The organism is Amycolatopsis thailandensis, assembly GCF_002234405.1.
GTDB classification, from domain to species: domain Bacteria; phylum Actinomycetota; class Actinomycetes; order Mycobacteriales; family Pseudonocardiaceae; genus Amycolatopsis; species Amycolatopsis thailandensis.
On record NZ_NMQT01000046.1, the window covers coordinates 1 to 17,585 of the forward strand.

11 protein-coding genes are annotated in these 17,585 nt (G+C 69.2%); 6 read left to right on the top strand and 5 right to left on the bottom strand.

Features of this window, described 5'->3' with window-relative positions; translation table 11 throughout:
• Positions 1 to 67: 67 nt before the first annotated feature.
• Positions 68 to 3,010 (bottom strand): FHA domain-containing protein, encoded by a 2,943-nt coding sequence (locus CFP71_RS13745; protein ID WP_244199665.1) that lies wholly within the window; start codon positions 3,008 to 3,010, stop codon positions 68 to 70.
• Positions 3,011 to 3,060: 50 nt separating this feature from the next.
• On the opposite strand from CFP71_RS13745, the gene CFP71_RS13750 reads away from it, so the two are divergent.
• Both CFP71_RS13750 and CFP71_RS13755 read left to right on the top strand, forming a co-directional pair.
• Positions 3,061 to 3,981 carry a hypothetical protein gene (locus tag CFP71_RS13750; protein ID WP_093934242.1) on the top strand — a complete coding sequence of 307 codons (921 nt, stop codon included), beginning with the start codon at positions 3,061 to 3,063 and terminating at the stop codon, positions 3,979 to 3,981.
• Between the two features lie 105 nt (positions 3,982 to 4,086).
• Positions 4,087 to 5,079, top strand: coding sequence for a glucosyl-3-phosphoglycerate synthase (locus CFP71_RS13755; protein WP_093934243.1), 993 nt, complete (start codon positions 4,087 to 4,089; stop codon positions 5,077 to 5,079).
• Here the strand turns inward: CFP71_RS13755 and CFP71_RS13760 are convergent.
• Positions 5,053 to 5,937, bottom strand: a complete 885-nt coding sequence (locus CFP71_RS13760; RefSeq protein ID WP_093934244.1) for a sterol desaturase family protein — start codon at positions 5,935 to 5,937, stop codon at positions 5,053 to 5,055. The two genes, CFP71_RS13755 and CFP71_RS13760, sit on opposite strands and share 27 nt — an antisense overlap.
• 85 nt (positions 5,938 to 6,022) lie before the next feature.
• Between CFP71_RS13760 and CFP71_RS13765 the strand changes: the two genes are divergently transcribed.
• Complete coding sequence (locus tag CFP71_RS13765; RefSeq protein WP_244199666.1) at positions 6,023 to 6,634, top strand: TetR/AcrR family transcriptional regulator; 612 nt, start codon at positions 6,023 to 6,025, stop codon at positions 6,632 to 6,634.
• Here CFP71_RS13765 and CFP71_RS13770 read toward each other — a convergent pair.
• From CFP71_RS13770 to CFP71_RS13780, 3 genes are all read right to left on the bottom strand, one after another.
• Positions 6,609 to 7,118, bottom strand: a complete 510-nt coding sequence (locus CFP71_RS13770; protein WP_093934246.1) for an NUDIX domain-containing protein — start codon at positions 7,116 to 7,118, stop codon at positions 6,609 to 6,611. The two genes, CFP71_RS13765 and CFP71_RS13770, sit on opposite strands and share 26 nt — an antisense overlap.
• 120 nt (positions 7,119 to 7,238) lie before the next feature.
• On the bottom strand, positions 7,239 to 9,743 hold the full coding sequence (locus CFP71_RS13775) for a PQQ-dependent sugar dehydrogenase (RefSeq protein ID WP_208635953.1): 2,505 nt from the start codon (positions 9,741 to 9,743) through the stop codon (positions 7,239 to 7,241).
• Between the two features lie 538 nt (positions 9,744 to 10,281).
• Positions 10,282 to 10,719, bottom strand: coding sequence for a PPOX class F420-dependent oxidoreductase (locus CFP71_RS13780; protein WP_093934248.1), 438 nt, complete (start codon positions 10,717 to 10,719; stop codon positions 10,282 to 10,284).
• 109 nt (positions 10,720 to 10,828) lie between these two features.
• Between CFP71_RS13780 and CFP71_RS13785 the strand changes: the two genes are divergently transcribed.
• From CFP71_RS13785 to CFP71_RS13795, 3 genes are read left to right on the top strand one after another with little or no spacing between them, the layout of a single operon-like run.
• A complete protein-coding gene (locus CFP71_RS13785; protein WP_093934249.1) occupies positions 10,829 to 12,280 on the top strand; it encodes a hypothetical protein in 1,452 nt (483 codons plus the stop codon).
• A 56-nt stretch (positions 12,281 to 12,336) separates the two neighbouring features.
• Entirely contained in the window at positions 12,337 to 13,077 is a 741-nt protein-coding gene (locus CFP71_RS13790) for a hypothetical protein (RefSeq protein ID WP_093934294.1), read from the top strand.
• 13 nt (positions 13,078 to 13,090) lie between these two features.
• Positions 13,091 to 17,566, top strand: a complete 4,476-nt coding sequence (locus CFP71_RS13795) for a coiled-coil domain-containing protein (RefSeq protein ID WP_093934250.1) — start codon at positions 13,091 to 13,093, stop codon at positions 17,564 to 17,566.
• Positions 17,567 to 17,585: the final 19 nt, after the last annotated feature.

Genomic DNA, 17,585 nt, shown 5'->3' on the forward strand with positions numbered 1-17,585 from the left:
GCATTTAGTCCTCTGGATGCGGTCGTTGCACGCGCAAGTACCGCATCCAGAGGACTAATTGCGTGGGTCAAGCTTCCCGCGGACGCCAGTGCGCCAGCTGTTCCCGGACCTTCTCCGTCTCCGGATGCCGTTCGCCCCGGATCTCGAGGGAGTCCTCCAAGAGCAGAGCCCACTCCGAGAGTGCTTCGGTGACCTGGCCCGCTTCGGCGCGAACCAGTGCCTGACCGAATCGGAGATCGAGGACGTCGGGATGCCTGTCGCCCAGCCGTTCCCGGGCTTCGGTCAACAGCTGTTCGTACTCCTGAACCGCCGGAGGAGCGCCCTCGGTCAGTGCGCTCCAGAAAGCGATGTTGTGCCGGACGTGCATGACGATCGCGTCGTCGCCCAGCGCGTTCTTGGCTCTTGGCAGCAGCTCTCGGCTCAACCGCAAGGATTCCGCGCCGTCGCCGGTCTTGCCGGTCGCGACCGCGAGGAGATGCCGGGCGTGCAGGGTCTCCCGATGGCTCGGGCCCAGCGCGCCGGTCGCGTCCCGGACCAGGGCTTCGAAAGCGGCCCGAGAATCCTCCGGGCGTCCCAGTTCGCCGAGCAGATGACCGACGTTGTTGCGAATGCTCAGTACGTCCTCGTCACCCGCGCCCAACGTGTCGACGGCGATCGGGGACAGCGCCTCGAACAGTGCGAGTGCTCCCGCCAGGTCACCCGCTTTGCCTGTCCAAGTCGCGTGCCGGGCCTCGCAGCGCAGCGTGATCCGATGCGTCTCCCCGAGTTCCCGCTCCGCCCGCCGCGCCCACATCGCCCAGGTCTCCCGGTTCTCCACCGGAATGCCGGACGCCCGCCGCTCCACGGAAGCGAGCGCGTCCTCGTGCAGACCCGCGAGCCAGAGGAACTCGGCTTCGTTGGTGGCCGCGTACGCCTGTTCCGGCGTCGGCTCGTCGTCCCCGGTCGCCGGTTCGATTTCCGACATCGCGACCGCCAGACGGGCGTGCAGGTTCGGGGTCACCTCGGGCAGGGGGCCGGTCCACAGCACGGTTTCGGACGGCAGACCCGGCTGAGTCCGGCGGACGGCGGTGCGGAGACCGGCGAGGACGTCGCGGACGTGCACCACCTTGTCCGGGCCGCCGCTCAGGGCGCTCGCCTCGGTCAGGATTGAGATCGGGATCGGACCGCGGCCGGCCGCGAGGCACAGCAGGTCCAGCAGGACCGCCCGTGCGGGCCGGGGTGCGGGCAGCGAGCCGGTGTCCTCGTCGGCCTCGGGCCATTCCTCTTCCTGGCCGACGCTGATGAAGGTGACCGTCGAGTCGCCGACCCGGACCACGTCTCGATGCGCCAGCTCGGCGTTCAGGACCCGTCGCTTGTCGACGAAGGTGCCGTTGGCGGAATCGAGGTCGGTCAGCCACGCCGTCGTTCCGTCCCACCGGATTTCGCAGTGCATCCGGGAAACCCGCGAGTCACCGAGCTGGAGGGTGGCGCGACGGCTGCGGCCGAGCGTCGTGAACCCGTAGGACAGTTCGTGGTGGACGGGAGCCCGGCCGGGGACGTCGACGATCAGCGTCGCCGGGGTGAGTTTCGGGGACGTCGGTGAGTCGCCGTTACCCCCGCCCGGTAAGTCGTGCGACGGTCGTGGTCCGGGGCGGGTTCGTTCCATCGGCCGGATCGCCGGATCCACGGCGGGCGTGGAGATCAGGCGCACCACGGTCGCGGACGGCAGCTTCTCCGGAGTCCGCGTCGCCACCACCGTCTTCACCCACGACAGGTCCGGATCGGCGGACAGGCCGCGCAGGAAGCCGGTCAGGCGCGAGGCGACGACCGTGTCGAGCTCGTCGAGCCCGTCCACCGCGATCCGCACCGGACTGTCCGTCCACTGTGGAGTGACCGTCCGAAGCGGTCCGAGGATCGCCAGATCGAAAGCGCTTGCGCCGTTCCGCGCGCTGTCGTCGAGACCGTTCAGGAACGCCTCGCGGGACTCGGCGAACCACGGGATCGTGTGCCGCAGCTGACGGGCCAGTTCCCGGGCGAGCTGTTCGGCGGTCTGCCCGCGGGTGGCGAACAGCACGGCGTGCAGGAAGTCCGGCGGCACATAGGATCCGGCCACCGAAGGGCGGGCGAGCGCGGCCAGCGTCGCCGATTTCCCGGCACCGGCCTCTCCGGCGATCGCGACCAGGCGGGCCCCGGTGAGCAGATGCCCGACGGTCTCCCCGAGTTCCGGTTTCTGCCGGTAGTTCTCGGTCAGTCGCTCGATGTCCGGAGCCGCGGGATTGCCGGCCAGCGGCGAACGACGCCACGCGGGGGAGGAGTTGAGCGCGAGCCACAGGCCTTGATCCGCGCCGATGATCTCGCGGGTGCCGTCGAAGCCGAGATGGACGGCGGTCTGTGCCGGGCACAACCCGGTGATGACCCGTTTGAGATCCGCGCAGCGGACGTGCTCGCCGAAACTCGTGTGCCCCGAACGCAGCACGGTGACCAGGGAACGGCTGAAACAGCCGTTCGCGGCGACCCGATCGTCGGACGCGGTGAGCAGGTCGAACCGCCTGCCCGCTTCGCCGACGATCCGCAACCAGCGTCTGCCCGCCTGGACCGCGCCGATCCCCGCGTGGCAGGTGTCGAGCAGGATGACCAGACCGTCGAGCGTCGAGTAGTGACCGAGCAGTTCCTTGATCCGCTGGGCGAACAGGAACGACGTCCGGCTGTCCACCGGCAGGCTGGTTTCCTTGGTGAGGAAGTAGAAGTCGTCGTCGGCGTACTCGCCGTGCCCGACGAGCGACAGGAAAAGGGTCGCCTCGTCCTCCGACGCGCGTTCGAACGCCTCCACCAGCGCGTCGTCGAGTTCCACCATCGTCGGGTCGACGAGCAGTCCCCGGCCGTCCGCGAGCGCGGGGACACAGCCGCCGATGCCGGGATCGAGCAAGGCCGTCGAAACGTCGTGTCCGACGTCGGGGAGGAACGAAAGAAGGTTCAGCGAATCGCATTGCGACGCGACGACCAACGACCTCCGCTCTCCCACGGAGATCACTTTGTCTCATCGGCGGTGCACCGGCAAGCACTTCGGCGATACTGTGCGCCATGGCCCGGATCGTCCTCGTGCACGGCATCGCCCAGGAGCAGAAGTCCGCGGACACCCTCGAGGCGGAATGGCTGCCGAGCCTGGCGGGCGGGGTCCGGCTCGCCGGTGATCCCGCGCTGGCCGACACCCTGTGGCGCGACTCCCGGCCCGGCGACGCGCGCATGGCCTTCTACGGTGACCTCTTCCTTCGCGACGGCCAGCAGGGTGGTGCCGACGAGCTGACCGTCGAAGAGTGGGAGCTCGCGGAGGCGCTGGCGGGGGAGTGGCTCCGGAACGCGGCCTCCCGTTCGTCCCGCGAAAGCGATCGGGAACGAGCGCGAACCGATCTGGTCCACCTCGGCGGGACTTCCGACGAGGTTCAAGGGGTCCGCGCGGCCGCCCGGCCGGTGCTGAACGCGCTGATGCGGCTGCGGCCGTTCGCCAGGCTCGGGGTGGCGTTCGCCGAGCGCGTGGTGGTCAAGGCACTCAAGCAGGTGACGCTGTACCTCACCGACGAGACGATCCGGAAACAGGTGCAGGACCGCGTCGCCGAGCACATCGGCCCGGAGACCGAAGCGATCATCGGGCATTCGCTCGGCTCGGTCGTCGCCTACGAAGCCGCCCATCTGCACGGCCGCCCGCTGCCACTGTTGCTCACCCTGGGTTCGCCGCTGGGCCTGCGCACGGTGGTCTACGAACGGACCCGCCCGCAACCGCCGTCCGTCCCGCCCGGCGTCGCGAGCTGGGTGAACCTGGCCGACCGGGACGATCTCGTCGCCGCGAAACCGGACCTCGGCCCGCTGTTCCCCGGAGCCGACGGCGTCCTGGACAGTGGCTACACCGTCGACAACGGGGCGAAACCGCACGAGGCGGCGTTCTACCTCGCCAAGCGCCGGACCGGCGAGGTCCTCTCCGCCGCACTGTCCCGCTCTGGTCGTTAACCTGCGCCCCGCAGGCGTAACGCGGCGGTTTCCGCGGTGACGACGGATGGAAACAGCCTCCCTCGAAGCTCACCGATGAGGTGATCTTCGAGGGAAGGGGAAGCCATGCGGGTATCGGCGGAGGTTGACGCGTGGCTCACCCGGCGCAGCAGCCGGGCGGGCGACTGGTGGGCGGCGGACCTGGTCGCCGCCAAACAGGGGACGCGGGTTTCGGTGGTGATCCCGGCCCGCGACGAGGAAGAGACCGTCGGCGCGATCGTCGGCACCATCCGGCGCGAACTCGTCGAACGCTTCCCCCTGGTGGACGAGATCCTGGTGGTGGACAGCCATTCCACCGACGCCACCGCCAAGGTCGCCCTGGCGGCCGGAGCGGACGTCGTCGCGCAGGACGCGGTGTTCCCGGAGCTGGAAAGCCTGCCGGGCAAGGGAGAAGCGCTCTGGAAAGGGGTCGCCGAGACCACCGGCGACCTCGTCGTCTTCGTCGACGGCGATCTCCGCGACTTCACCGCCGACTACGTGACCGGCCTGCTGGGGCCGCTGCTGACCGACCCGGCGATCGCCTACGTCAAGGGCTTCTACCACCGCTCGCTCGTCGGGAAGGCGGGTACCGAACCCGACGGCGGCGGCCGCGTCACCGAACTCGTCGCCCGACCGCTGCTCAACATGTACTGGCCGGAACTCGCCGGGTTCGTCCAGCCGCTCGCCGGTGAATACGCAGGGCGGCGTGCGGTGCTCGAAGGCATCCCGTTCGTCACCCACTACGGCGTCGAGGTCGGTCACTTGATCGACCTGCTCGACCTGCACGGGCTCGACGCGCTAGCGCAGGTCGACCTCGGCTACCGGACCCATCGTCACCAGGGCACCCAGGCTCTGGGGCGGATGGCCGCACAGATCATGCTGACCCTGATGGACCGGCTGGAACGCGGCGGCCGGGTGATCTCCGCGGCGCCGCCGTCGACATCGCTCGCCCAGTTCCGGCGTGGAGCGGGGGAGGCCGTCGAGCGGGAACTCGTGCTCACCGACGTCGCCCTTACGCAGCGGCCGCCGCTGGAAAGCCTCCGGCCCGACAACTCACCCTCGTTGCGGAGGACCGCTTAGGCTCAGCTCCTTCGCGGGTTGCCAGCCCGGCGGCCCGAACACGTAGCCGAGTTTGTCCCGCCACGACCCGGCCGCGCGGACGTCGCGCAGGATCGAGCCGTATTCGTGGAAGCCGACCTTGAGCAGGTTGTGGGACTCGACGTTCTTGGTCAGCCCGTAGGTCGGGCGCTTGCCCTCGGGCACGAAGCTGCCGAACATCCGGTCCCAGATGATCAGGATGCCGCCGTAGTTCGCGTCCAGGTATTCCTTGTCGCTGCCGTGGTGCACACGATGGTGTGAAGGCGTGTTGAACACGTACTCGAACCAGCGCGGCAGCTTCCGGATCTTCTCGGTGTGCACGAAGAACTGGTAGACGAGATCGATCGACAGTCCGGTGAGGATCATCCACGGCGGGATGCCGGCGAAGGCGAGGATCGACCAGAACGGCAGCTGGAAGTACGGGGTCCACTTCTGCCGCAACGCTGTCGAGAAGTTGTAGTGCTCACTCGAATGGTGGACCTGGTGGCCTGCCCACATGAGCCGGACGCGGTGACTCGCCCGGTGGTAGGCGTAGAAGACGATCTCCTGACCCAGCAGCATCAGGACCCAGGTCCACCAGTCGTGCGGGCTGAACTTCACCGGCGCCAGTTCGTAGAGCGTGGCGAACACGAACAGCATCACGATGCGGAAGACCCCGTTGATCACCACCGCCACCGCGCCCATGGACATGCTGGTCCGGGTGTCCTTGACGCTGTAGCCGATGACGTTGTCGTCGTGGCCCAGCACGTGCAGCGCGAGGATCTCGATCGCGACGAACAGCAGGAACACCGGCGTCGCCATCAGCACCGGGTCACTCAGATGGGCAAGAAAATCCGCCACCGCACCTCTCCCTGTCTCGCCCCCGGTTATCTGACCTTCAGGTAACTTACCCTAGGGTCATTTACCTCAGGGTAAGATACCGGCCGTGACAGAAGCAAGGGCCGTCGGCACGAAGGGGGTGCCCCGCGAAGAGCGGGAAACCCAGATCGTGCGCGCCGGGACGGAGGAATTCGGCAAGAACGGGTACGCCGGGGCGTCGATGGTGGAGATCGCCCGCCGGGTCGGCGTCACGAAACCCTTGCTGTACCAGTACTTCGGTTCGAAGGACGGGCTGTACCTCGCGTGCCTGCACCGGGCGGGGGACAGGCTGACCGAAGGGGTCGCCGAGACGATGGCGGAGGAGGGTGAACCGCCCGAGCGGATGCCGCTCGCGGTGCTCTCGGCGATTTTCCGGACGTTCGACAACGACCGGTACGCGTGGAAGCTGCTCCGTGACCCTACGGTGCCCTCGACCGGGGAGATCGCCGGGGTCGCGGTCGACTATCGCTACCGGCTCGACGGGTTCGCGCTGGTCGGTGCCGCCCAGCTGATGCACTCGCGAGGGCTGGACGACGACCGCGACATCGAGGCGATCGCGCAGGTGTGGACCGGGGTGGTCGATTCGCTGATCAGCTGGTGGATCGACCAGCCGGATCAGGACGCGGCGGCGATGACCGAACGCTGCTCGCGGATCATGCGGAACCTGTTCGGCTGGTGAGCGCGGCGGCCGCGGCCTCGCAGTCGGCGAAGGCGAGCGGCGGGCGTTCGGCCAACGGGAACCAGGCGTATTCGGAATTCTCTTCCGACAGCACGATTTCCGCGTCCGGCGGGAGCTCGCAGGTGAAGGCGAGGCCGATCGTCTTCAGGCCGGTGTCGCCGTAGACCGACGAGTATGACCCGGCGAAGCGCAGGTTCCGGAGCTCGCAGCCGATCTCTTCGAGTCCTTCGCGGACGAGGTTCTCCTCCGCTGTCTCGGCGCCGGCGAGGAAGCCCCCGACGGTGTCCCAGCTGCCCTTCCGGGGTTCGTGTTCCCTGCGCAGCAACAGGATCCGGTCGCCGTCGAGGATGAGACCAACCGTGGTCGGCAGCGGGTTGTCGTACTTGGTGAAGCCACAGGCGGGGCACTCGGCGTGCGTGTCCTCGCCTTCGCCGGCGAGCCTCGTCCGGTCGCCGCAGCGCGGGCAGAACGTCCAGTCCTTCACCCGGTGAAGCCTACTGAAAACGCCACCCCGCCGGGAAATCCCGGACGAGGTGGCGTCTCTCCAGTTCACACTGGATACGGTCGGGGTGCCCGGCGCCGCTCCGGACACCCCGGCCGTGACTCAGGACGCGGCTTTGGAGTTGCCGCGCAGTTTGACGTTGGCCGTCGAGGCGTTCTTGATCGCCGTCTCGATCTGCGCCATCGTCGAGGACGAGGACAAGCCCGGCACGGTCGCCGTGTTCAGCGCGTAGAGCGTGAACGTGTAGGGATGGCTGGAACCGCCGGGGCAGGGGCCGAAGTACTTCTGCGTGTTCGCCCCGCTGCCCATGGCCTTCTGCTTCGCGCCGTTCTGGTTCGGGACGGTGTAGCCCGTTCCCAGGCCTTCGGGCAGCGACGCCGCGGACGCCGGGACGTCCCAGATCGCCCAGTGCAGTTTGTTGCCGTTGTCGGCCACGTCGGCGAAGACGATCGCGTATCCCTTGGCGCCGGTGGTCCCGGCACCCCACGCCAGCGGCGGGGAAGTGTCCTGACCCGCGGTGCCGTCACCGGCGCAGGTGTACTTGTCCGGGATGGAGGCGTTGTCGGCGAACGCGGAACTGGCCAGCTTGAACGCTCCCGGCTGGGCTCCGCCGGGGAACTTCAGCCGCACCACCACGTTGTCGATCCCGCTCGGCGTACCGCCGTTCTTGTCCGCGTTGGTCGAGGTGACCCACAGGCCGCCGTCCGGGGTTTTGGTGACCGAGCGGAGCCTGCCCCAACGGCCGGAGAACAGCGACTGCACCGAACCGACGCCGTTGCCCGCCGCGTTGATCTGGGTGGCGAAGAGCTGCTCGCTCGTGACGGCCGCGACGTAGATCCAGTCGTTGACGATCTCGATCCCGCTCGGCCCGCCGGAACTGGTCGGCCAGGTCTTCTTCGGCGCGACAGTGCCGCCGCAGCTGCCGTCGGTGCCTTCGCACTGGGGCCAGCCGAAGTTGCCGCCCTTCTGGATCAGGTTGAGCTCGTCCAGCTTGCCGTCGCCGAACTCCGAGGCCCACAGCTGGCCGCGCGAGTCCCACGCCAGCCCCTGCGGGTTGCGGTGCCCGAAGCTCCAGACGTAGCGGGCGTTGCCGCCGGTGGAGAAGAACGGGTTGTCGTTCGGCGCCGAACCGTCGGGGTTGACCCGCAGGATCTTCCCGTTGAGCGAACCCTTGTTCTGCGCGGTGTCCTTGTTCTGCCCGTCGCCGGCGGTGACGTAGAGCTTGCCGTCCGGGCCGAAGCGGATCCGTCCGCCGTTGTGGTAACGGTTCTTCGCGATGCCGGTGAGCACCGGCGTCGACGTCGACGACAGTTTTCCGTTGTCGTAGGTCATCTTCACGATCCGGTTGTCGTCGGAAGCCGTGTGGTAGAGGTAGATCGCGTGATCGGTGGCGTAGTTCGGTGAGATCGCGATACCGAGCAGGCCGCCCTCGCCGTTGGTGCCGACCGCGCCGGGAACCTTGCCGACCGTGGTCTTCTCGCCCGACGGCGTGATCCGCAGGATCTCGAACCGGTCCCGTTCGGTCGCCAGCGCGCTGCCGTCCGGCAGGAAGCCGACCGACCAGGCGAGGTCGACCTTCGTGACGTCCTTGTCGTACTCCGGGATCCCGCCACCCGCGTTCCCGCTCGTCTTGGTGGTCAACGCGGTGCTCGCGGCGGAGGCGTTGCCGTCGAGGTCGCGGGCCTTCACCGTGAACGTGTACGACGTGTTCGCCGTCAGCCCGGTGATCGTGGCGTCGAGCGACGGCGTCGTGGCGACCTTCGCGGTGCCCTGATAGACGTCATAGCCGGCGATGGTGCCGCTGTCGTCCGTGGAAGCGTTCCACGCCAAGGAGACGCTGTTCGCGGTCACCGACGTCGAGCGCAGGTTCCCCGGCACGGTCGGCGGGGTGGTGTCCCCGCTGGACGGCGTCGTGAACTGTACGACATTGCTTTGCTGTGAAGGGTTTCCGGCCGTGTCGAAGGCGCCGACCGAGATGTCGTAGGCCGTGTTCGGCTGCAGGTTGTCGACGGTCGCGGTGAGCGTGTTCCCGTCGACACTCTTGAGGACGTTGCCGCCGCGCATGACGTCGTAGCGGACCACGCCGACGTTGTCGGTCGCGGCCTCCCAGGTGAAGGTGGCGCTCCGGGCCTTGACGTCCTTGGCGGCCAGGTTCTTGGGCGGGGTCGGCGCTTCGGCGTCGGACACTCCGCTCGCGGTGAGCTTGTCCGCGTTGGGACCGCCTTCCGCGGTCGTCGCGGTGGTGCGGATCTTGTTGGCCCCGGCGGCGAGCGCGACGTCTTTGGTGACGGTCTTCCAGGTGGTCCACGCGCCGGTGCCGGGGAAGGACAGTGTCCCGGCGGACGTGCCGTTGACGCTCAGCGAGACCGGCCTGTCGACCGTGGTTCCGTTGGCATAGCGGAAAGTCAGTGTCTGGGTTCCGGCCTGCGCGGCGTTCACCGTGTACTCGACATAGCTGCCGACGACGTTGTCGAAGTTCACGAACCCGGTGCCGGAATAGCCCGCGTGGTTCTTCTCGACGGCGCCCTGGGAGATCGTCGCGGCTTCGGATTCGTGGTCTGTCGGTGCCGCGCCGGCGGGGAAGGCCGGCAGGACGGCGAAGGTCATCGCCGTCGCGGCGGCACACGTCACAAGCGCGCGCCACGGTGGTCGGGGTGCCACTGGAGCCTCCATGCGTGAAGTGGGGGACGGGAGGTGCAACGGCGGACCGGGGCTGGACCCGGCGAGGGAATGTTTTAGTTAGGAAACTTTCCTATCTATGGTTCAGATCACACACCAGCGGGTGCTTCGTGTCAATAGTCGACGAAGACACTCACGGAGCGTGTTGCCCGGCGTCGCGATCAGCGGGACACGCGGCAGCTCTATTGAGGGGAAAGGCAACCGTGTCCTAGTCCGTGAAGGCCTCCTTGAGGGACCCAGGGTCCCTCAAGGAGGCCTTCACGGACCGGCGCCCGGGGTGATCAGCTGAGGCTAGGTGGCGAGTTGTGAAAGCCACGTTCGCAACGTTCAAGGTTGCGAACGTGGCTTTCACAACTCGCCACCTTCGCCTTGCCTCTCAATAGAACGCATTCAGTCCTCTGGATGCGGTAGTTGCACGCGCAAGTACCGCATCCAGAGGACTGAATGCGACGGAGAGAGGGGAGCGTCAGCCGGCGATGTCGGCCCGCGCGATCACCTTCACGATTTTGGCCCGCACCAAGGACTCCTCGGGTACGGCGTTGCGCTTGCCGTAGGCCTCGGCCTTATCCGCGCCCATGTACCGGCCACCGAGCCTGGTCGCCCATTCGAGCATCTCGTCGTAGTCGCTGTGCAACACGGCTTCGGCGGTGAACTGCACATACGAGTACGGCGGCTTCTGGTCGTCGACGGCCAGCGAGAGCCGCGGGTCGCGCCGCAGCGCTTTCCCCTTGAGGGTGTCGGTACCGGTGGTGAAGATCAGCTCGTCCCCGTCGGGGCCCTCGTTCAGCAGGAACCACACCGGCGTCACGATCGCCGCACCGTTCGCGCGGACCAGGCCGAGCATGCCCGTCCGCGTGCCCTCGCTCGCGAAGGCCCACCATTCGTCCCGGCTCATTTCACGCATGAACCAGACGCTACCGCCGCCCGGAGGGCCGGGCACCCCGGTCACCCGTGCGGGGTGTCGGGGGCGGCGACTAGCCTGGCCTGCTGTGCGAGACGACGAGCTGACCGGGATGGGGCTGGCCGACGAGGGGCTGACCCGCCGCCTCAAGGCGCTGGCCTGCACCGCGCCCTTGCACGACCTCGACGCGCGCAAGGCGAAGCTGGACTGGGCGGACGCCACGATCTACCAGATGGCCGAGATCGCCCTGCACACGATCGACCAGGTCACCGTGTCGATGGACTTCGACACCGGCGCCGACCACGAACAGGTGATCACGCGGTTGCTGCCCTTCGTCGCGCTCCAGGCGCCGGGCCGGACGCCGGACGAGCACGCCAAGGTCGCCCGGTGGGTGCTGGACAACCTGATCAACGTCGGCACCACCGATCGCGGGTTCCGGCGCGTCTATGGCTCCATCGGTCCCGGTGGTGGCTACCAGCGCCGTCAGTTCGACTTCAAGCTGCTGGTCGAGCTGGCAGCGCCCGACGGCGAGGTCTACCTGCGCGCCACCGACGAGGCGATCAACGTGCTCGTCGGCGCGCTGGACACCGACGTCGAGTCCGCCCAGATCGCGGCCGAGGTCAAACTGGAGAACCTGATCAACCGCGGCCGCCTCGCCGACGCCAAGCTCGCCGCCGAACAGGCCCGCTACCGGACAGTCCAGTACGGCGAGACCCTGCGCGCCAAACTCGACGCCACCCGGCGTGACGTGCGAGCGGTCGACTGGGAGCGCGAGGTCCCGGACCTGCTGGACCAGGCGCTGTCCCATATCGAGTCCCGTTTCCGCGCCGAGAACGCGATCCTCAAGAACATCACCGCGTCGAGGGACGAGACCGAGGACCTCGATCGCAAACGCCGCGCCGCCGAACTCGTCGACATCGTCGGCGACTGCATCCGCCGCCACACGCGGCTCCAGTCGAGGCTCGCCGACGCCGGTGCGGTGTTCCGCGCCGAACAGGACCGCCAGCAGTTCTCCGGGCCGCCGCAGCGCGCGACTATCGACCTGTTCGGCCAGCTCCTGCTGCCGACGCTGGGCCTGCCGATCGCCCAAGCCGTCGCGCCCGCCGAATCGTTCTTCCACGCCGGCGCCGGGATCTCCCCGCCGACGGTGCCGTCGCTGTCCTCGCTGGTGTCGCTGCTGCTGCGGCCGGCGCCGGAACGCGACCAGCTGGTCGGCGAGATCCCCGAACCCGAGCTGATGCCCGCCGACGTCACCGACAAGTTCGGCGACGAGCAGTGGCGGCTCGCCGACGACCTGCTCGACCTGCCGGAGGTGCCGCGACGGCTGTCCGGGCTGCTCGAAGAGGCCCGGCTGATCGATCCCCGGCTGCCCGCTCTGGTCGCGTTGCGGGCGGTGCACGCCTACAGTCCCGAGGTCGGCGCGGCGCTGCGGCTGGGTGAGCGCCAGGTGCTGCTGGCCGTCGACGACGGCACGTTGCTCGAAGACCCCGAGTTCGGCGGAGCGGATCTGCTGCTTTCGTCGGCCAGGGTCGATCGCCACGAAGAAGAGGAGGAGGTCGCGTGACGACGGGCATTTCTACAGGGGACGTCGAATCCGCGGCCCGGCTCGTCTCGTTCGGCATGCGCCCGAAGCAGTTGCCGTCTCGGGACGTCGTCTACGGCGACCTCGTCCGGCGCTACGGCGAGGACAGGGCGTTCAAGCAGCTCACGCACGCGGTCGCGGCCGGGCTCGGGCTGATGGTGCTGGAGGTCAACCTCCAGGCCGGTGCCGTGCTGGCCGCGACCGACGAGTCCGTCTTCGAGATCAAGATGGACAGTTACGCGCGGCAGAGCAAGATCCGCGAACGCCGTGAGACCGAAAAGGTGCTGCACGGGCTCGTCCACCTCGCCACCGCCGCGCTCGGCTATCCGCGCCCGGACGACCTCGCCAACGACACCTACATCGGCCGCGTCAGCGTCGAGCAGGTGGACGCGATGGTGCGCGAGGCCTGCCGGATCCTCGACGAGCGCGCGGCGGAGGCCGAGGCGAACAACGACCCGCTGGCCGACGCGCCCGAACTCGAACAGGCCTGGCGTGCCTACGCCCGTCGTCCGGCCGCGGCGGCGACCAAGGACGGCAGGCTGGCGTCGGACACCACTCGCGGCATGGTCGCGCGGGCGCTGCGTTTCCTCGCCGACCAAGGCTTTCTCGTCCAGGTCAGCGGGGAACAGGGCGGGACCTACCGCACGACACCGCGCTATCAGGTGCAGGTGCGCGAACTCGCCGCCGACGCGGCTTTCGACGATCTGCTGGAGCTGAACGTGGTCTCGGTCGCCAATGGCGGCGGGACGCTGCGCTCGGCCGCGTCGGACACGCTTTAAACAAGGGGAGTCGATGTACGAGCTTTCGAGGGTTCGCCTGCATTCGGTGGGTCCGGCGGGCGCGCGGTACCAGGACGTCGTGCTGGACTTCAGTGGCGTCGGCGCGGCCATCACCGCGCCCAAGCAGGACGCGCTGTTCAGCGCCGGGATCCACCTGGCGGGGGAGGGGCCGCCGCGGCGGCCGTCGCCGGCGAGCGTGCTGTTCCTGGAGAACGGCGGTGGCAAATCCGTCCTGATCAAGCTGATCTTCTCGGTCATGCTGCCCGGCCGCCGTCAGGTCGTCGGCACGACCAACACCAAGGTGCTGGAGAAGTTCGTCGCCGCCAAGGACGTCTCGCACGTCGTGCTGGAGTGGCTCCAGGTCGAGACCGGTCACCGCGTGATCACCGGCAAGGTGTCGGAATGGCGCGGGCACGTCGTGTCGGCGGACTCTGAAAACCTCGTCGACTCCTGGTACTGCTTCCGCCCCACCCCGTCGCTCGATCTCGACACACTGCCGCTGACGTCGGACGGCAGGCTGCTGACGATGTCCGGCTTCCACGACCAGCTCGACAAGGTGCACGGCGGCGAGCCGGAGCTGGAGCTGTTCTGGACCCGGCGCCACCACGAATGGACGTCCCGGCTCGACGGCCTCGGCCTCGACACCGAGCTTTTCCGGTACCAGCGCGCGATGAACGCCGGTGAGGGCGAGGCGGCGGACGCCTTCGCGTTCAGCACCGACGAGGCGTTCGTCGAGTTCCTGCTGCGCGCTGTCCTCTCGGAAGAGGAGCCGAAGGACCTCGCCGAGGTCGTCGCGACCTACGCGCACAACCTCGCCCAGCGCGGGGATCTGTTGTCGGAGCGGGATTTCGTCGCGGGGGCGCTCGACCTGCTCACGCCGCTGGCGGAGGAGGAAGGCGTCGCCGCCGCGTCGCGGAAACTCGCCGACGCGGCCCGCGCCGAGATGCGGACGCTCGCCGGTCAGGTCACCGCCCGCGACAAGCTGGAGAACGAGCGGCTGAGCGGTCTCGAGCAGCACGTCGACGAGGTGAAGTCCGCCGAGAAGCTGGCCGAGGGCGATCATCGCCGTCTCACCGCCGGGGTCACCGAACTCCGGCGCCTGGTCGGGAAACTGCGGCTCGACGAGGCTCAGGAGAGCAAGAAGCGGATCGACGGCGAACTGGCCGAGGCCAAGACCGCCGCCGAGGCCTGGCGTGAATGCGCCACCGTGCTCAACCACCTCAACGCCGCCCGCAAGGCCCGTGATTTCCGGGAACTAGTAGGGAATCGCGAGCAGAAGGCGCAGCCCGCGCTCCAAGCGCGCAACACCGCGGCCGCCGCGCTCGCCAGGGGTCTGCTGGCGCTGGCCAAGAACGCGACCGAGCAGGCCGCGAAGGCCGAAGCCCACGTCGGCGCCCTGCGCGCCGAAGCGGAGAAGGCCCAAGCCGAACGGGACGAGTCGGCGAACCTCGCGGCCTCGCGCCGGGCGGAAGCCCGCGGCCTGGGGGCGCGGATCGCCGAGATCCGTGAGGAGATCGCGGAAACCGTCCGGTCCGGCGCGCTCAAGGCCGGGGCCGACGTCGCCGAGGCGGCGCGTGCGGCCCGGACCGAGGCCGAGACGACCGCCGCGGAACTCGTCCGCCGTGAGCAGGAACTCGAACGTGTGGCAGAGGATCTGCGGTCCGCGCAGGCCACCGTCAACGACGCGCACCGGCTCGCCGGGTCCACAAAGGACAGGCTGGAGCGCGCGGCCGAGGAACTCGACAGGGCCAACCGGCGCACCGACGCGCTCGCCGTCGAACCCCGGCTGAGCGAACTCCTCGGCGCGGACGACGTCGCGCTGGAGACCGACCTCCCGGTGCTGCTGGAACGCCTGCGTGAGGCGGGTTCGGCCGCAGAGAAGGAACAGACCACGCTGCGGATGGAGGAATCCGTCGACGAGCGCGCGCTCAACGCCCTCGGTTCCGGCGGCCTCCTGCCCGCTCCCGAAGAGGTCCAGGCCGCGCTGGACGCGCTGGAAGCCGCCGGGATGAACGCGTGGTCCGGCTGGCGCTATCTGTCCACTTTGGACAAGAAGCGGCGGGCGGCCGTGCTGGCCCGCGCGCCCCAGCTGGTCTCGGGGATCCTGCTCAACGAGCCGGAGCAGGTCCGGCTCGCCGAGAAGGTCTTGGCGGAGCGGCGGCTGCTGCCCAGCACGATCATCCCGGTGGCCACGACCGAGGCCACCACGACCGACCGCCTGCCGGGTGAGGCGGGCATCGAGTTCCTCGTGCCGCCCAATCCGGCGATGTACGACGAGGAGGCCGCCGACGCCGAGCGCGAGGCGATCGCGCTCCGGCACGCGGAACGGCAGCGCCGTCTGGAAGCGCTGACGGCGGCGCTGGCCGACGACAGCGCGCTCTCGTGGAAACTCAAGACCTGGCGCGAGGACTACCCGCCCGGCAGCATCGCGACCCTGGCCGAGCAGCGGCAGAACGCGCGCGCCGCGCACGAGACCGCGCGAACCGCGCTGGACCAGGCGGAAAAGGAGTTCCAGCGGCTCGGTGAGAAGGCGACCGGGTTGCGGGAGCGGGTTCCCGAGCTGCGCACGGCTTCGGCCGAGGCGGGGGAGCGCGCCCGCGGCCTGGAAACACTCGCCACGCGCGCCACGAAGATCCCCGAGTGGACGGACGACGTCGAGCGCGCGACGGAGACCGCCGAACGGGCCGAGGCGACGGCGTCCGAAGCCGCGGTGAAGGCGTCCAGGCTGCGTGAGCAGGCCGGTGAGGAACAGCGCACCGCGGACGGGCACCGGCGTACGGCGACGACGGCGAAGTCGGAACTGGCCGAGGTGCCCGGATCGAGTGACGTCAGCGAGGACGACCCCGCGCCCGCCGAACCGGTGGACGCGTTGCGGCGTACTTTCGCGTCGGCTTCCGAGGCGTACGCGAAGGTCGAGGTCGGCAGCGACCTCCGGGCCGAGCTCGATCAGGCCGAGAGTGTCGAGGCGTCCGCGCGGGCGGCCCTCGAAGCGCTGGACGACGCCGTCCGCGAACGGGCCTCGACGTTGCTGGAGACGCCGGACGGTTCCGACGCTTCGGCGCGGGCGGCCGCGCAAGCGCGGGCGAACCGCGCGGTCGCGGTCCTGGAGGAGGAGCGCACCGAGATCGTCGGTCTCGTCGCGACCCGCAAGGCCGAGCTGAGTCAGCTCCCGGAGCAGCCGTCGGCCCTCGCCGCGATCTCCTCCGACGCGCGGCCGAAGGACATCGAGCACGGCTTGGCGCTGATCGACGACGCCAGCCTCGAAGTGTCCGCCGCCGCGCGGAAATGGGAAGAGCTCCAGGAGCGCCGCGCCGCCGCCGAAGCGACACTGGAGTCCGCGAAGACGTCCGCGTCCGGCTTCGGGCTGCTGGCCGAGTCCATGGCGCACCTGCTTTCCAAAGACGATGACGAGGTGGCGTTCGACGGCGACGTGGAATCCGCGCGGGCCAAGCACTCCCGGCTCAACAGTGCGCTCACCGAGGCGCAGGACGCCGCCGACGCGGGCGACCGCCGGGTGCGGGCCGCGGCCGATCAGCTCGCGCAGTACGCCACGGACAAGCGGTTCGAGAAGCTCTCCACGCCGGTGCGCCAGCAGGTGATCTCGGTTCGCCGCGACCAGCTGCCCGCCCACGCCGCGGAATGGGCCGAGGCACTGCGGCCGCGGCTGCGCACGCTCACCGACGACCTCGCGCAGATCGACCGGCACCGCGGCGGCATCATCACCCGGCTGCAGGGCATGGTCGACGGCGCGCTGCGCACTCTCCGCGCGGCGCAACGGGTTTCGCGGCTGCCGGACGGTCTCGGCGACTGGTCGGGTCAGGAGTTCCTGCGGATCCGTTTCACCGAACTCGAAGAGAACGTGCTCGCCGAGAAGCTGGGAGAGGTCGTCGACGAAGCCGCGGTGGGGAAGACCTCGGACGGCCGGGACGTCAAGCGGGACGGGCTTTCGCTCGTGCTGCGCGGCGTGCAGGCCGCCGCTCCCAAGGGATTCCGGGTCGACATGCTGAAACCGGACTCCGTGCTGCGGACCGAACGGCAGCGGGTTTCCGAGATCCGGGACGTGTTCTCCGGCGGGCAGCAGCTGACCGCGGCGATCATCCTGTACTGCACCCTGGCGGCGCTGCGGGCGAACAACCGCGGCAAGGCACGTAACCGGCATTCCGGCGTGCTGTTCCTCGACAACCCGATCGGCCGCGCGTCGGCCGGGTATCTGCTGGAGCTGCAGCGCGCGGTCGCGGAGGCGCTGGGTGTCCAGCTGATCTACACCACCGGCCTGTTCGACGCCGGCGCGCTGAGCGAGTTCCCGCTGATCGTGCGGCTGCGCAACGACGCGGATCTGCGGGCGGGCCGCAAGTACCTGTCCGTCGACGCGACGATCCGGAACGCGACCGACGAACTCGGGGACCCGGACGGCGTAGCGCGGCTTTCGGCGACACGGCTGTTCACGCGGCCTACCGAGGAGCCCGAGCCGGAGGAAGAGCTGGCCTGAGGGGGGTGTGGCACAGAGT

Coding starts and splice junctions, on each gene's coding strand:
- CFP71_RS13750 (WP_093934242.1), top strand. CDS start 3,061: ATGGCCCGGATCGTCCTCGTGCACGGCATCGCCCAGGAGCAGAAGTCC.
- CFP71_RS13755 (WP_093934243.1), top strand. CDS start 4,087: ATGCGGGTATCGGCGGAGGTTGACGCGTGGCTCACCCGGCGCAGCAGC.
- CFP71_RS13775 (WP_208635953.1), bottom strand. CDS start 9,743: ATGACCTTCGCCGTCCTGCCGGCCTTCCCCGCCGGCGCGGCACCGACA.
- CFP71_RS13780 (WP_093934248.1), bottom strand. CDS start 10,719: ATGCGTGAAATGAGCCGGGACGAATGGTGGGCCTTCGCGAGCGAGGGC.
- CFP71_RS13785 (WP_093934249.1), top strand. CDS start 10,829: ATGGGGCTGGCCGACGAGGGGCTGACCCGCCGCCTCAAGGCGCTGGCC.
- CFP71_RS13790 (WP_093934294.1), top strand. CDS start 12,337: ATGCGCCCGAAGCAGTTGCCGTCTCGGGACGTCGTCTACGGCGACCTC.
- CFP71_RS13795 (WP_093934250.1), top strand. CDS start 13,091: ATGTACGAGCTTTCGAGGGTTCGCCTGCATTCGGTGGGTCCGGCGGGC.